General features: G+C 34.0%; 19 protein-coding genes. 3 read left to right on the top strand and 16 right to left on the bottom strand.

Going from position 1 to position 14,467, the window contains the following annotated elements; genetic code table 11:
- Window positions 1–51: 51 nt before the first annotated feature.
- The 10 genes from ACPF9A_RS12570 to ACPF9A_RS12525 all read right to left on the bottom strand — a co-directional run bounded on the left by ACPF9A_RS12570 (window position 52) and on the right by ACPF9A_RS12525 (window position 7,090).
- On the bottom strand, window positions 52–963 hold the full coding sequence (locus tag ACPF9A_RS12570) for a hypothetical protein (RefSeq protein WP_423997396.1): 912 nt from the start codon (window positions 961–963) through the stop codon (window positions 52–54).
- Between the two features lie 5 nt (window positions 964–968).
- On the bottom strand, window positions 969–2,231 hold the full coding sequence (locus ACPF9A_RS12565; protein ID WP_423997394.1) for an ABC transporter permease: 1,263 nt from the start codon (window positions 2,229–2,231) through the stop codon (window positions 969–971).
- A gap of 1 nt (window position 2,232) precedes the next feature.
- Window positions 2,233–2,637, bottom strand: coding sequence for a hypothetical protein (locus tag ACPF9A_RS12560; RefSeq protein ID WP_423997392.1), 405 nt, complete (start codon window positions 2,635–2,637; stop codon window positions 2,233–2,235).
- A gap of 3 nt (window positions 2,638–2,640) precedes the next feature.
- Window positions 2,641–2,946 (bottom strand): excalibur calcium-binding domain-containing protein, encoded by a 306-nt coding sequence (locus ACPF9A_RS12555; RefSeq protein ID WP_423997390.1) that lies wholly within the window; start codon window positions 2,944–2,946, stop codon window positions 2,641–2,643.
- A 128-nt stretch (window positions 2,947–3,074) separates the two neighbouring features.
- Window positions 3,075–3,320 (bottom strand): hypothetical protein, encoded by a 246-nt coding sequence (locus tag ACPF9A_RS12550; protein ID WP_423997388.1) that lies wholly within the window; start codon window positions 3,318–3,320, stop codon window positions 3,075–3,077.
- Between the two features lie 39 nt (window positions 3,321–3,359).
- Complete coding sequence (locus ACPF9A_RS12545; protein WP_423997386.1) at window positions 3,360–3,890, bottom strand: hypothetical protein; 531 nt, start codon at window positions 3,888–3,890, stop codon at window positions 3,360–3,362.
- Between the two features lie 10 nt (window positions 3,891–3,900).
- On the bottom strand, window positions 3,901–4,107 hold the full coding sequence (locus ACPF9A_RS12540; RefSeq protein WP_423997385.1) for a hypothetical protein: 207 nt from the start codon (window positions 4,105–4,107) through the stop codon (window positions 3,901–3,903).
- Window positions 4,108–4,228: 121 nt separating this feature from the next.
- Entirely contained in the window at window positions 4,229–4,894 is a 666-nt protein-coding gene (locus ACPF9A_RS12535) for a DNA-binding response regulator (protein WP_423997383.1), read from the bottom strand.
- An 11-nt stretch (window positions 4,895–4,905) separates the two neighbouring features.
- Window positions 4,906–6,849, bottom strand: coding sequence for a hypothetical protein (locus ACPF9A_RS12530; protein ID WP_423997381.1), 1,944 nt, complete (start codon window positions 6,847–6,849; stop codon window positions 4,906–4,908).
- Between the two features lie 85 nt (window positions 6,850–6,934).
- Window positions 6,935–7,090: a hypothetical protein gene (locus tag ACPF9A_RS12525; RefSeq protein ID WP_423997379.1), complete on the bottom strand. Its 156-nt coding sequence runs from the start codon at window positions 7,088–7,090 to the stop codon at window positions 6,935–6,937.
- Window positions 7,091–7,428: 338 nt separating this feature from the next.
- On the opposite strand from ACPF9A_RS12525, the gene ACPF9A_RS12520 reads away from it, so the two are divergent.
- Window positions 7,429–8,226, top strand: a complete 798-nt coding sequence (locus ACPF9A_RS12520) for a hypothetical protein (protein WP_423997377.1) — start codon at window positions 7,429–7,431, stop codon at window positions 8,224–8,226.
- A gap of 254 nt (window positions 8,227–8,480) precedes the next feature.
- Here ACPF9A_RS12520 and ACPF9A_RS12515 read toward each other — a convergent pair whose 3' ends face one another.
- Window positions 8,481–9,278 (bottom strand): type IV toxin-antitoxin system AbiEi family antitoxin, encoded by a 798-nt coding sequence (locus ACPF9A_RS12515; protein WP_423997375.1) that lies wholly within the window; start codon window positions 9,276–9,278, stop codon window positions 8,481–8,483.
- Window positions 9,279–9,349: 71 nt separating this feature from the next.
- Between ACPF9A_RS12515 and ACPF9A_RS12510 the strand changes: the two genes are divergently transcribed.
- On the top strand, window positions 9,350–9,931 hold the full coding sequence (locus ACPF9A_RS12510; protein WP_423997373.1) for a hypothetical protein: 582 nt from the start codon (window positions 9,350–9,352) through the stop codon (window positions 9,929–9,931).
- Window positions 9,932–10,177: 246 nt separating this feature from the next.
- Complete coding sequence (locus ACPF9A_RS12505) at window positions 10,178–10,429, top strand: hypothetical protein (RefSeq protein ID WP_423997371.1); 252 nt, start codon at window positions 10,178–10,180, stop codon at window positions 10,427–10,429.
- A gap of 318 nt (window positions 10,430–10,747) precedes the next feature.
- On the opposite strand, the gene ACPF9A_RS12500 is transcribed toward ACPF9A_RS12505, so the two are convergent.
- The 5 genes from ACPF9A_RS12500 to ACPF9A_RS12480 all read right to left on the bottom strand — a co-directional run bounded on the left by ACPF9A_RS12500 (window position 10,748) and on the right by ACPF9A_RS12480 (window position 14,439).
- Window positions 10,748–11,278: a hypothetical protein gene (locus tag ACPF9A_RS12500; protein ID WP_423997369.1), complete on the bottom strand. Its 531-nt coding sequence runs from the start codon at window positions 11,276–11,278 to the stop codon at window positions 10,748–10,750.
- A 200-nt stretch (window positions 11,279–11,478) separates the two neighbouring features.
- Entirely contained in the window at window positions 11,479–12,162 is a 684-nt protein-coding gene (locus ACPF9A_RS12495; RefSeq protein ID WP_423997367.1) for a nucleotidyl transferase AbiEii/AbiGii toxin family protein, read from the bottom strand.
- Entirely contained in the window at window positions 12,159–12,671 is a 513-nt protein-coding gene (locus tag ACPF9A_RS12490) for a hypothetical protein (RefSeq protein WP_339337514.1), read from the bottom strand. Before ACPF9A_RS12490 ends, ACPF9A_RS12495 begins: the two co-directional genes overlap by 4 nt.
- A gap of 384 nt (window positions 12,672–13,055) precedes the next feature.
- Window positions 13,056–14,102 carry a relaxase/mobilization nuclease domain-containing protein gene (locus ACPF9A_RS12485; protein ID WP_423997365.1) on the bottom strand — a complete coding sequence of 349 codons (1,047 nt, stop codon included), beginning with the start codon at window positions 14,100–14,102 and terminating at the stop codon, window positions 13,056–13,058.
- A complete protein-coding gene (locus ACPF9A_RS12480; protein WP_423997363.1) occupies window positions 14,083–14,439 on the bottom strand; it encodes a plasmid mobilization protein in 357 nt (118 codons plus the stop codon). The genes ACPF9A_RS12485 and ACPF9A_RS12480 overlap by 20 nt, the downstream gene beginning before the upstream one ends.
- Between the last annotated feature and the right edge of the window lie 28 nt (window positions 14,440–14,467).

Here is a 14,467-nt window from a genome sequence, read left to right as displayed (position 1 = left end):
TCTAAATAACCTTACTTCATCTAATTAATACTGACTTTGAGTATTCCATAATTAATCTATTTTCAAAATAAAATCTTGTATCACCTTCTTCATGTTTGAAGGTAAGTCCGCTTGTTTTATTTCAAAGTTTTTGACATTCATTTCAGTTAGCCACTTGGTCCAATAGGCTCTGATAACATCTTCCTCGTAGGGGTTTTTATCATCTGGGTTAATACCCAAGACCAATACTTCAAGATTATTGAGGTCATTATTGGCAGCCACAAAACCAAAATCTTGCTGTTCAAACTTGCCCTTCCAACCTGATTTGATAAAGCCAAAGTCCCTGACTTCCTTAGGTGTTAAATAAGTGGTTTTATTTCCTTCCTTCATTTTGGTATCCTTATGGTAGATGTAGCCATCAGTTAAAACCACCAGAATATTTCGATACCCCTCTTCAATACAATAATCATTTACCTTGTTCTTGAAAAAGCGCCACGTATCAGATCCTACATAGTGGTCATCTTTAATGGCTGCTTCATATATCAGTGTTGAAATACTATCGTATTTTTTACAGGTAGCTAAGATTGCTTCCTTAGAAACGCTACTCTTATCAAAAGAGATTTTAAGACCCTCCAGTTTTTGGTTTAGAGTTTTATCTGAAGGTTCTGGATCAATGAATACCTGCATTTTGTCATCTATTTTTATTAATTTCTTATTCATTATATGCGACTCAAAATTCTCTGCAACAGCCTTTAAATAACCAATATCCCTTTGATAAAACTCCATTGCCGGGGAAGGATACTTCTCAGGGTTTATTCTATCTGATAAATCCAAAAGGATACTTATATTCAAATTGGAATTTACAGCAACCTTAGGGAAATCATGTTCATGAATTAATTTATCTTTCTTTGGCTCTTCTTTACATGATAAAAGTGTAAAACTTAAAAATGCCAAGGCTAAAAAATACAGGGTGTACTTTTTCATCTTCTCTAATTAATTAGTTTATACAAACGACCTTCATAACTTTCATCGGCAATATCATGTTCCTCTAAATGCTTTTTTTCCTCAGTAGTACAAAGGTTTAATAGTTGGTCTTTTCTTTTTAAATCATCAAAATTATCAGCAATGCCTAAAAACCAACCCTTCACATATTCAGCATGATAGGTGAGATACTGTTTGTTGGAAAAAACAAACCCATCTATGGTTCTTTGTAAGTCGCATATTTTTCCTTCTATACCTGAAATCTCCTCTTTTATAGGCCCAAGCTTTTCCTTTTGTTCTGTAATTTCTTGTTCATAGTTTTTAATTTCTTCGCGCTTAGATTTAATAAAAGTTTTGATTTTATCGAAGTTGTCATATTCCTTCATTATAAAATCGAACACCAAACCCCAAATAATATAAACTACAAAACCGGCAAAGATAATCCCCCAAAACTCAGCTTTTGTAAAAGCTATCTGTACATTAAATTCAGATGAATTAAGGGTTTTCTCTATATCATAAATCTTCTTTTCAATTTGATAGGCCAGTATGGCATCGAAAATAAAAGTGACCACAAATAAGGTTGCTATCTTCACGTAAGACAACCAATTCTTATGTTTTTGAAACATGTGTATCAAATAACCTAACCCCATAAATGCAAAGGGAATGGTTGCAACAAAAATACCTTCTTGCCAACCATCATTTATTGCCTTGGTCAAGGCATTGGCATCAAAAATTGCATTTGTAAGCTGCTCTGTGTCAAACTTTTTAAAGAAAGCTGAGTAAGAGGCGGAAATGTAGAATACCAGCAAATAAAATGTTATCGGAATCAACACAAACAAACCAATATAAAATTGAGCCTTAGGTTTTTTGTCAGCATCCTCCACATATTTTTCAGGATTATGCTTTACATCGGCTATTTCATTCCTGAAAGTTCTTATTTTTTCTTCCAAATTGGCTATACCCTCCTCAATAATACCTTTTACCGTTTTCCTTTTCTTTAGTTCAATTTCATACTTACCTCTTTCCTGCACATAGGGTTCCTTTAATTCTTTCTGCAACTTTTCATCTTCCCTACATTTACCCTTATAATCCATATAGACATCTTGCAAACAGGCCTTAAATATGATATGATTACCAGATGCTTGCTTAGATGAACCATAACCACTTTCAAAAAATGAAAGTTTTATTTTTTTAACATCTTGCTCCATAGGTTTTTCAACTTCCTGCGGAGCACTTTTTTTAATAGAGAATATATTTTTTAAAGATCCCATATTAGTCTTGCATTTTGGCTATTAGTTCTTTTAAAGAAATTTTCACTTTTGCATTTTCAAGAAGAAATTCACAGATATCGTCAATGTTTTCTTCTATAAATTGAAATTTTAAACAGTATTTTTTTAAGGTATTGGTTTCGTCTTCAGTTATAATTCCGTCAGCCCAAATCATAAGCGCTAAGTCATACAAGTACTCTATTTTCTCTTCTAAAGAATCTGGAACAAAAGACTCTTGGGAAGGGTTTAATAGAATTTCATTTAACTGATTTTTACTAAGCCCCCTTTCCTCTGCGAACTTGTAAAGCATTTTTAATTCTAGGACGTCAAAATTATCGTCTGCAAATGCCATTTGATATAGCCTAAGAAAATGGCTCTTTAACCCTACTGATATATTTAGTTTCTCCATATTTTAGTAATTGCCGTTTTCACAGGCTATGTTATCATTGTCTCGATCTAAATTTGAATAACAACTTTTATCCCCTTCGTAAGCGGCTTGGGCTTCTGCCTGATTGGCAAAATCTGCACAATTCCTAGACTGGCAAGTAGATGCCGTTTCACAGGAGAAACTAAAAAAAGTAACCAATAACAATAGAAAAACTCCCCAACATCCCTTCTTGTTGGTGTTTTTTAGTCTTTTTCCTCCGTGATCTTTGCTTACAAAATGATCTTGAACATACGTGCCATCTTTTTTATAATATCCTCTTCTGTATCCCATTATTTCAAGATTAGATTTTTAGTTCTTCAAACCTAAACCCATTATTTTTAAATTTTTTACAGATATCCGTAAGGCATAAAAAAAAGAACAGCTATCGACTGTTCTTTTTTATGAATTTGATTCAAAAATCAATCCTCCCAACCACAAAGAGTTCTACCCATTTCTTGGGCTTTAGATAACGAAACCTGATAAGTATTCGTTGAGCAGTTGGAAAGGCCTCTACATGATTTTACAAAATGATATTTCTTACTTCCTTTTCCTTTGCAGATGTAGACATTGGTCGCCTCATTTACTGGCATACTGAAAGAAGAAGAAAAAAATAAGACCAACAAAAGTGGTATAAAATATTTATTATTTACATCAGTTCTATTCAAGATTCTTGTTTTTAGTAGAATACTAACATGGTTAAGGAGTTACATTTTAACTTTTGCTTTATTTAATAATTCGAAAAACATTTCAAATTCATCGCCTCTAAACCAAACCATTGATTTTCTGTCATATTTTTCAATTTGGAGATATGTTTTCCATTCATTTTTACTCCAATAACATCCAGCTTCAAATCCACTTCTACTTTTAAAAGTAATTTCAGTATAATTCTCTGCGTTTGTATTAAGTACATTGTCTTTGATAATCAATATAGATTTGATTAAGCCATCTATTTCATCTGAATCTAATTGTGCTATTTTAGTTTCAGTAGAATAAGATCCAGGTATTTCACTGGTAATTCTCATTGATTTAATCGAATCACCTGAAATCATATCAGTTATTTTCAAAATTTTGATTTCAGTAGTTTTATTTATTTGTCCAATATCTAAAAACTCTTTTTCAATTAAAGTGCCGGCCTTAGAAGAAAATATTTCTACATTACTCAAATTACTTTTTTCCTGACCCAAAGAAACCTTTGCCATTAAAAGAAGTAGGCCAATCAAAATAGTTTTTATCATTTCTAACAAATTATGACGTATGACATTCTTTAGAACAGTGAATACATCCATTAGACTTATTATAGGTCTTCTTTGCTTCTGTAACTGCTGATTTGCAATTTGTATGGAATCCTAAATCCTTTTTGCTTACTACAAGAGTAAGCCAATAGCAACCGTCTTCATGAACCTCATGATCACCATTTGACTGTGCAGTATTGTTAACATAGTACTTTGCCATATTTTTAGTTTAAATTAATAATAGGACAAACCTAAACCCATTAAAAGACAATCCCTTACAGATATCTGTAAGCGATTAAAATTTGTTTAACTTTTATGAAGTTTATAAGAAACGTTAGGAGTTAAATTCTACCCTCCTTCGCAAGCTTAAAGAGCAAATTTGTAGTATTCTTGGCCTCATACTCATCATAAAGCCTGCTTATTCTTTTATCAATCGTGCTTTCACTATTAGGGGTAATCTTCTCTTTTTTAAACTTTTCAGACACCTCTTTTTTTGTAAGTCCGTTGGCGAGTTCTTTTAATATAGCACGGTCAAAATCATCCAATTCTACCACATTGTGGGGAACGTTCAAATTTAGCTGCGGGGACACATAGGTTCTATTATGGTACACTTCGTTAATGGCACTAACCAGCTCCACCATACCTTTACGACCCTTGCATACATAACCATTAATTTTTTGCTCTTTAAAAAGCGTATTGATTTGTAAGGGATTGTTTTCCATAGAGTGCACAATAATCTTTAAACTAGGCTGCAAGGTTCTTGCTGCTTTAATTAGTTCAAAACCAGAAGTCAGATTTCGGTCTACATAATCTTGTTCAAAAAACAAATCGGTTATCAATAACTTGTACGCATCATTATTCTTAAGGGCTACTTTTAATCGCGTAAAAGCCTTATCGCAATACAATTCGTTTTGCAATTCTTCAATGGCTAATTTGTCTTTTAGGGTTTCAACAATGCCGTAGTTTTCTCCTTGAAAATCCTCAGCCAATAGTATTTTTTTGAACATGGTGTATTTAATTACTTAGGTATCTGGATTTCTGCCCGAAACCCTTTCCCCTCTTCTGAATCAAAAATAATGCTTCCGCCTATGGCTTGAATACGCTTTTCTGTATTCTGAAGTCCATTTTTTCTTAATAGAGCTTCTTTTGATGCTCCAACCCCATCGTCTTCGTAGTAAGCATAGAGCATTTTATATTGGTCTTTGAATAAAATTACGGTTTGGTTTGCCTTACTATGCCTAGCCATATTGATTACCAATTCTTGCAATACTTTAAAAAGAATGGTTTTTGACTGATTACTTACCATTGACCAATCCAATTCTTTACCTCCATTAAACATCATTTCGACCTCTGCCGGTTTCGCAAATTCTAAGGTAGCTTTGAGAATCTTCCAAAAATCTGGACCTGTATCTACCGAATTTAAGGTTCTAGAAAAGTCCCGAGTATGATTATAAAGTTCTTCTGTTTTATCTAAAATTACTTCTTTGTCCGCATTTAGCTGTATTAGTGACATTAGCTGATTTAATTTACCACCATGGTCATCATGTAACTTTCGGGATAGTTCCGCTTCGGTTTCTTGAATAGCTTCTAGCTTTTCAGCCTTACCTTTTTGCTTTAATCGTTTGGTACGTTGTCTAAAACCAAAGAGAGAAAGCCCAAGAACGGCAGTAATAAAGAGAAAACCTCCTAGGTATAAAATCTTTTGATTTCGTTCTCGACTTGCCTCTAATTCCTTTTCAGTATTTTCCTTTTCCAAACGCAAGTTTTCCTCCTGCGTTACTTTGTCATCATATTTATATTTGGCAAATTGGGTCTTTACCTTCAACTCCTGTTGATACAAGCTGTCCTGTAAAAAAACATACCTATCCCTGATATATAAATTTTTAGGCTCAACCTTCATTAAAAACCTAAGCGCATCAGCCTCCGCCCTAGGTATTTTTAACTTTCTAGATAATTGAATTACAGAATCAAAATAACTTATACACCTTTTAGGGTTGGTTGCACTGTTGTACTCACCTAAATGTGTATAACTGGCTATTTGTCCTCGTTTATCGTAGTTTTGTTTTCTGATTTCCAAAGATTTTTGAAACTCTTTTTCTATTATCTTATCCCCTGAGAGCCATTGTGCATAAGTCAAGTTATCAAGAACACGTGCATATTCGTTTTGATCTTTGATAAGATTAGAATCAATTAGAATTGATTTGAATAATGAAATTCCTTTGATGTAATCCTTATTAACTATATAAGTTGCCGCAAGATTATTTTTGTAAACCAATCTATAGTTTGAATTATTTGTTGCTTCTATTGCTTTTAGATAATAAGTTTCTGCCTCTTTATAGTTAAATAGCTTTCTATGGTCTGTAGCGAGTGTATTATATAGGGCACCAATAGATAAACTATCCTCTTTTCTTGTAATAAAGGGTAAAGCTTCGGTTAAGGTTTCTTTACTTCCAAAAAAATCATTTTGATTCTTTTGAATAGTCGCCATATTTAAAAGATTTTTTCCTATCCGACTACTATCCATTATTTTCTCAAAATAATTCTTTGAGGTATTGTAATTATTGAACGCACTATCAGGCATTTGGACAACTTCACCATAATAATAGCCCATCAAATAAAATTGCTTACCAAAAATAAATTCAGCGTTATTTCCATTGGAACTTTTTAAAAACAGTTTATTGAAAATCAAAAGACTATCGTACTCTTTTAACAAAAAATAAATTGAGTTTTTTTGATAAAGAACTTCGTAATAAGTGGTGTCCTTATTACTCTTACTTACATGGATAAATGATTTGTTAATAGCTTTTTGACGCTGTTCTAAAGAAAAACTATTGTCTTTGGAAATATTATAATAAAACAAAACACTGTCAATTGATGTGCTATGGGCTATGACATTTTTTTCTGTGCTTATATCACAAGATTCCAACAACGTAATAACCAGAACAAAATAAAAGATTTTCAAAAGGAATGTTTTTTTTAAAAATATCTAAAAAAAAAGCTATACCTAAAGGTATAGCTTAATTAAATACAAATTATTAATGCATGCACTAGTTATCTGGTGGAGGTGGCGGTGTATCACCATCATCCCCTTCCGTAGCTTGAATATCATAAAGACTATCCACCTCTGCAACAGAGTCATCTGTACAGGAAAATAAGAACATATTAAAAACCATTGCCATTACAGCTATTATTACTTTTTTCATACTATTTATTTTTAAAAATTTGGTATAGGAGTGGCTGTTCGAGATTCTCTCAAATTCATTTTCACAAACCCCTTAAGGGTTTGGAACACTCCTTTAATTTTTGGAAAGTGGAAATCAAATGCGGCAGTCTTTAACTACTTTCCATTTGGCCAAACACAGACCGCATTTTACATTTCCGTAAGCATGATTTTCTAGAAGTACTATGTTAGCAATGCATAGTGGAATCATCCTCGCTGACAAAGTAATGGCAAGTAAAAAGAAGGTGATGGAGAAAGGCTGGAAAAGAATTTCCGGAAAAGAATTTCCATGAAAGTTCCATAGAAATGTTAATTTTATGAATGATATCACCAAACACTATGTCTATCGAAGTAATAGTACTCGCTTTTGAAAAAGCTGAAAAAGAAATAGGTTCAAGTAAGAAAACACATAGAGCGCAGCATATTTCAGATTACCTTCTAGAAGAACATAAATACTCTATTAGCGAGCGAACCTTAAGAGATTATTACACAAATTCCTTAAACAATAAAGAAGGTCTAGAAGAATTAAAGCCTAAAGTCCTGTCTTATTTGTGCAACTATTTAGGGTATACAGATTATGCAGATTTTATTAAAAAAAATCAAACTGAAGAAGATGTAAAACAAAAGATTTCAAATACCAGTAGAAAATCGAAAACAAAGGAAGTTATAAAAGACTCGGGCAAAGGTTTTAATCCAAAAATCCTAGTCTATCTCGGTCTTGTTTTTGTGGCACTTGTCTTGACTATCATTATTATAGACAAAGAGGTTGTTAATGATAATCCAAATGCAAATTGCATGACTTGGGCAGACTCTTTATATGTTGCAGTTCCATGTACTACCGGACCATATTCAGCATTTGGAACCAAAGTTGAACCCATGGACATTATGAAATTGAAAAAGTTGAAACAAGTTAGTGTTAGGCTGGGCTACCCATTTTTTAATGAACAAAATGAACCGTTAATTTGGTACTTCAAAAACAAGGAAGGTGAAATTGAATATTTTACGGCACCAGGACTGCATCCTAGGACCGGAGAAACGTTACGAAAAATAACGCCTCACATTATTGAAACGTATGTGCCAAAGCATATCAATAAAAAGAGTTCATTTGTTTCTGAATAAGTACATTAAAGTCTTTATCGGTTATAACTACATCAGCCATTCTTCGTAAAATTAGAAGAATAGCATTACTAATTGCCAAGATAGATACACATCATTAAAGTTAATATTCAAATATTGATTGAATTTGCTTTGAGCTACTAAAAAGCAGTTTCTTGGTCATACTAAATTTCTGTCCGAAATAAATCTTGTATTTCTCTAGTGAAAATGATTTCCAAGAAGCATGTTTTGCCAATGTGTTATGTGCGGTCTTGGTATCATATATCACTTTCCAGTTTTATGTTTACATCAACTTTCCAATGATTTGTTACTGCGCCCGCCTTTTCATTTGATGATGGACTCAATAATATAGGATAGTAATAAACAGATTGAAAATATTTAACTAGTAACCCTACTAAAGATTCCTGATCATCTAGCTCAGAACCATCTAGAAAATATCCCAAGCGCTGCAATGTACTTTTATGAGGATACCATGATAATAATTCTGATAAATTATAATAGGTTATGCCTTCCATAAGTTCTTCAAGAACGGAGAATATTCTATTTAATCCACCCAACTTATTTTGGTAATGGATAAGGTCTACGGCTGTTAAGACCGGGTCAGAAATTTTAAAAACCCCAGCATCGGACTTTTGAATAAGGATATTCTTTTTAGGCCAATTTGCCGTGGTAAAAAATCGCAAGTCAATAGTTCCTTTATGTATGTCAAGTAATGTAGGTTTTGTAGTAATGATATAATCGCGTTGAATTTGCTGATGACTTGCTCCGTGAAACTTAGCTGCAGCATATAGACCGACATAATAAGGTCGGTTTAAATATTTAAAAAGATTTTCAGCGAACAACTGTAGGGGTAATTTGCCTTGTTTTGAGTACCTAGGAGGGATAATCAGGTAAAACCCTCTTCTTAAAGGCATTATATCTCCCTTTTTTCTTAAGTAAGACAAGTCAGTGGTCAAAGCTTCTTTTTCTTTGTGCATAGCCGCCCTTAACTCTTCTGTAGAAAAAGAGTACTCTTCTAACGAAAGTTTTTCTTTTATGTAATCAGCCAGATACACTTATAATAATTTTCCGAGTAAGTTAGCTATAATTACTAATTATCTCGCATTTTTACTAAAATACTAGAATCGTGGATAAAAAAATATACACCCGACAACAATTGTATACCCTCGTTTGGAATGAACCTTTAAGTAAACTGGCTACAAAGTTCAACATCGAAAACCAATATCTTAAAGACATTTGCTTAGAAAACAACATACCGTTGCCTACCAGAGGCTATTGGTCTAAAGTCAGGTTCAATAAGGAAATAGAAAAAATTACCCTACCAAAAATTGAAAACAAGAATCCTAAAATAAACCTTGATCCTAGGCAACAACATAAAAAATTTAAAACCGATTACCATAGAAGGGCTTTTGAACTTGAACAGCGGAGAGATTTAAATTTTAAAGTGCCGGCAAGAATCTCAATGTATCATCCATTAATCATGACTTCAAAGAAACTCCTGGAAAAAATAGACAATAGCGAGAAAAGACTTAGATACTGGGAAGTAGCAAATGAAAACGACTTATTACCCATTCATACAGACTTGAAACATAGAGACAGAGCATTACGGTTTATGGACACTTTAATAAAAATCGTGGAAGCCATGGGATGTAAAATTGTATTTTATTGTAATAGTGCACACGTTGAGATTTTTGGTCAAAAAACATAAATAAACCTAAGGCAGAAGGTATATAGAATAAGAAATAAAGATGAAAGCGGATGGAGCAGAGAATCTTGGGAAAAGTCTGATAAACTTGAATTTCAGGCTGGCCCTTCATTCAATCAAAAAAAATGGATTGACAATACAAAACGAAAACTTGAAGAATGTCTACCCGAAATAATAGCCTGGATAGAAAAGGACTGTAAGTACTGGCATGACCTTAGGGCAGAGCAGGCCATTGCAGAGAATAAGAGATTGCTACAGGAACAAAAACTAGAGGCCCTAAAAAAAGCCAAAGTAGCTGAGCAAGCAAAAGTGAACCAATTATTTATTGATGTAGAAAATTGGAATAAAGCAAAAGTAGCTGAGCAATATATAAGCGCAATGGAAGAACAAGCTGTACAAAAAAACGAGATGAATTCGAATACCAAGGACTACATATCCTGGGCAAGAGAAGTCATTAAAAACTTAAATCCGCTAAGTGATAGTAATTGGTCAGAGCAATAAAGCCGGGGCACAATTAATATCGATGCTTCCTAATTCTTTCAAATAAACGTGAGCAGTTAAGTCTATGTGTCCTAGCGATTCTCCGATACTAAATATAGTAGCACTGTTCTAAGGCGAAAAATTCGCAAAACTATATTACGGCAGCAAAATATATTTACTGCCGATAATTTGATGTCAAATCAATTCTGTTCGATTACAATAATGGCTCTGCGGCATAATCAAAAGCGGTGCTGCCCAATTATTTTGAATTTACCTATGTATTAGCAGGTTTAAGGACAGCTTTAACTGAAAAGGTTGAAGAATGAAATAATCAGTACATCACGAACAATAATTATCCATTTCTTCAAAAATCTGTTCTGAAGTATATTCATCAACTAGAGATAAATCCAATTCCATGGCAAAATTGATTATATAGTTCTTCAGCGCGTGAATGGTGTCTTGTATTAAACCGCTATCATTTGGCTCATAAAATTTAAAGGCCAATTCCCTACCAAATCTTTGGTCGAATTCAGTTTCGTCGAACGGGTCGTCATTACATTCAAATTCATCCAAATAGCAGAGGTAGTTTTTGTTAAGTACCCAAAAGTATAAAGCGGTAAGTTCTTCTTTATTGAGAGCCGTAAAGAAACTCCATACATACGCTGAAAGCTCAAGTTCAATTTCGGGAGGTTTTGTATCCATCCCATAATAATTAACACTTTGAATTAAATCGGTGACAACTTCAGCTTGGTCCCCTGACTTAAAAGCGAATTTCATCAATAATTTTTTCAAGACTATTTTTTGAGTGTAATCAATTACGACTGCATTCATTTCGTCTGTTACTAATAATTGATCGTCAATCGTAATCATTCTAATTCATGTTCTTCGGTAAGGCAGTTATTGTCAAAGTCTTTTCCGCGACGCTTTTAGTAAAAAATTTAGGTGATAAAATCAATCTTTAGGCGTGCTTTATGAGGTGTTCTTCTATTCGCTATTCTGTGGTCATTTAAAGCTTTAAATAATTGCGTGCTACGAAATTTACCACCGCATTTCTTTTAATTAAAATCGATTTATAATAAGTAATCAATCTTTTTGGTTATCATCTTAAATCGCTCCGATTGCTCTTCGTAAAACAAAAATCCGCGCATGGCTTCTTGAATTCCAGCACTTTTAGAAATTTCTTGAAAATGCATTTTCAAAAAGTCTATCACCTCTTTCCCGGAATCCTTGATAACTTCATGCCAATCAGTGCGATTGTTTAAAATATAAGTGATATCCTCCAAATCTTTGCTCTGACGGGGATCATTACCACCTCTATCCTTAAAGGCTGAGAATTTACTGGCTAGAAAATAAGGGAGCGGCATGATTTGTATTGAAATATCGTCGATCTTCACTTTCTCCCTTTTATCGAAACCTTTTGCGAACCATGGATTGGCAGGAGCCCAACCAACAGCCTTGGTACTCATTACATCTACTAGAATGTCATCCAACTTAAAACGACAAATTACGTCGAGATCAGCGGATTGAGAAAACCCTTTTTCATTTAATTGCTCCCTGATTTCTTCCAATTGTGGAATGGAAAGAATCTGTAAACTAATATCAATATCTTTGGTGGGCCGAACATCATCGGCAGCTGGGTCATTGATGTACAAACTAACTGTAGCACCACCTACATAAATGACAACATTGTTCAAATCCCCCAAAGCCAAGGCCACTCTTTTAATAATTTCTTTATTTATTAGCGTGTTCCTCATTGTAGACGCTTTTCAAGTTCTTCAATAGCTAAATTTCGTTCCCTTGCCTTTCCTAATCGCAAAGCATCTGTCATGGCCAACAATTCATAAAGTTTAGGGTCTTCCAAACAAGCTTTGGGTACATTGGGATGTAAGGGTTCTACGGAGAACCCACGATTTGTACCAAGGGCATAAGGCCAAACAAAGTTTTGTTCGCTTTGAATCACTTCATTTAGCGGTGGAGCACTATGGGAAGTAGGCACCCCACGAACTAAGGATGACGGTTGCTCGGGATAAACATAACGTAAACCGTACCGTAAAAAATCGAGCAGGGCTAACTTAAAAACTTGCTTTTTGTCTCCAGAAATAAGACCGGCAATTTTACTTCGGTTTAATGATTCACTGATTTCGCTCTGACTGATATATAATTCATTGGCCAAATCTTTATTGAACCAAGATGCATCGCCCTTAGCAACAATTTTAAGCAATATAACCACATCATGCGGCCGCATACCACTATGTTTTTTCATATGGATGGTTTGTGATTCGCGAATCGCGATATACGAATGTATTGATTTAATTATAATTGTAATAGCATATTAATAGAAAATCGAAAGCTTTCCAATGAATTTAGTCTAATATTAGACTATATCTCTGTTAATTAGAGCGTTTCATGGGCTAATGAATGATTAATGTATAGTAGTAGTTTCTTTATCTTATTCATTACTGCAGCAGGTTTCCCTTGCTATAGTCCACAAATAAATCGAAGTAAGACTTGTTTGAAATAATATTCTCTTATTTGAATCCGAGCAAATTGAGTGATAGGATTATATTTTTTACCAATTTTTTTTTGCTGTAAATAAGATTTTAATGGGGTCTTAGTAAACTTGGAAGTATATTGGCAATAATTACTACTACCGTTTCCACCCTTTTTCATTACGATTTTTCCTTTTAAATCGACTGTCGTTATCAAGTTCTAATTTGAATGCATTCCAAGGATTATCCTCAATTTGAAAGGGTTTCAATCCGTCTGATGGAGCTTTTTCCAGATAAGATTTTGGTTGCTCAGCAGCTTTGATATGCCGTCCTGGAATAGGTTGTTTCTTTCCGATATGTGCTGTTGCTGAGTTTGAATTTTCTTCAAAAGATATATCAATTCTTCGTTCTGTGCGATTAGTTTCGAAAATAATTGTACGGTCTCTGTCTTGTTCATAATCAATTCGTTTTATGATATTATTCCAGGAATATTGTCGCCCCAGACTGCTTCCTTTATAAATGATTTCTTTGTATCTAAAGGATATTCCGGTTACCCTACCCGTACTTTTACTTACATTGAACTTGGCACTTATATTCTTTGCGCCCAATTCTCTTTTGAATTCTGATGTATTCTTAGAATTTGAGATTGCATTTTCGAGATGGTATTGAAGGGTCAACTTCAATGGTGGTTCCCCAGTTCGAAATGCTTTTTGTATCTCTTTGTGGGTAATGGTTGCTTTTCTTGTCAATTTGTTATCCTCAAGTTGAGATAGACTATACTTCAATTCCATTTTCCTTACCAAGCGTTCACTTCGTTCATAATCCTTGCTGTCGTTGACCAGTTCTCCAGAAAACTTTACCCTATTGGCAATGATATGGATATGCTCATGCTCTTGGTCTTGATGTCGGTACATGATATATTGGTTGTCCTCGAACCCCATGCCCGTTAGGTAATCCATTCCTAAAGAAGTAAATTGTTTATCGCTCAATGTATCCTCATAGGGCAGGCTCAGCGAAACATGATATACCGCCTTCCCTAATCTTGGTCGCAGCTGTCTAACTATATTGAATTCTTGGGTCATGTGAACAGTTTTTCCATAGGTAATATTGGTATCCAGTACATAACCCATTCCTTGGCCGACCTTTTTTTCGTTATAGCCCAACACTCCATAAAAATCTTTTCCTTTAATCTGCTTGGCTATCATTGTTTACAATATTTGATTTTAAGACATCGAGGTTGCTTTTGAGTTCCAATAACAGCGAATTGAGTTGCGGAAAGTTGTTCATTCCCAAGTGTACTTTTTTGGTCAATTGATTAATGTTATTTCCGATTCTACCCATCTCAACAAAAAGTTTTCTGTCCTCAGGTGCTATTCTTTTTCTGGGCAATACCCGACCAGTCGTTTTCAAACGTATAAAGTCAGGAATTGAAACGCCCAAGGTAATTGCATTTTCAGATACTGTTAGATATTCCGATACGGTCATCCTAACGTTGACCCGAATAGCTTTCAAGTCTTGTATTTTCTTTTTTGGTCTTGCCATATCCTAGGGGTTTGGGGAGTATTCCCAA

Source organism: Maribacter sp. IgM3_T14_3 (genome assembly GCF_049603095.1).
Lineage (GTDB): Bacteria > Bacteroidota > Bacteroidia > Flavobacteriales > Flavobacteriaceae > Maribacter.
The sequence above is the reverse complement of the archived record's forward strand: the minus strand, read 5'-3'. Positions and strand labels throughout refer to the sequence as shown.